Origin of the sequence: Polyangium sorediatum, assembly GCF_029946465.1 — a bacterium.
Classification (GTDB): Bacteria; Myxococcota_A; Polyangia; order Polyangiales; family Polyangiaceae; genus Polyangium; species Polyangium fumosum.
In genome coordinates this window covers 1-577 of sequence record NZ_JARZHI010000179.1, presented here as the reverse complement: position 1 = coordinate 577, position 577 = coordinate 1, and the positions used below count along the sequence as shown (strand labels likewise).

General features: G+C 59.8%; 2 rRNA genes. Both read left to right on the top strand.

The features are described from left to right. Window positions 1-112 (top strand): 16S ribosomal RNA (locus tag QHF89_RS49910); the annotation flags it as partial. Between the two features lie 228 nt (window positions 113-340). Further along, window positions 341-577 (top strand): 23S ribosomal RNA (locus QHF89_RS49905); the annotation flags it as partial.

Below are 577 nucleotides of genomic sequence, written 5' to 3'. Positions count from 1 at the left end.
AAGTGGCTGAGCCAACCCGCAAGGGAGGCAGGCCCCCAAGGAGTGGCTGGTAACTGGGGTGAAGTCGTAACAAGGTAGCCGTAGGGGAACCTGCGGCTGGATCACCTCCTTTCTAAGGAAGCGCTTCAGCGCCTACCTAGAGGTCAAACCCGTCCCACACGAGCGGGTGCGCGTACAATCCAGTTTTCAGGGAACCGAGAGGTCCCTCGGACGGCGCAAGCCATCCGCAAGCTCTGTGACAACGGAATAGTAGATAGCGTCCCAAGTAATAGCTGCGGGCGCGCGCCCGAGTTCGGCAATCGAGCTCTGGGTGCGGGCTCGACGCGTGCCTCAGGGGTACGGTCAAGCTACGAAGGGCGCACGGTGGATGCCTAGGCGATCAGAGGCGAAGAAGGACGTGGACAGCTGCGAAAAGCTCCGGGGAACCGCTAACAGGTTGTGATCCGGAGGTCTCCGAATGGGGAAACCCGAGCAGGGATTACCTGCCAGCCCGTGGTGAATACATAGCCACGAGGCAGCCAAGCCAGGGAACTGAAACATCTAAGTACCTGGACGAAAGGAAAGCAAAAGCGACTCC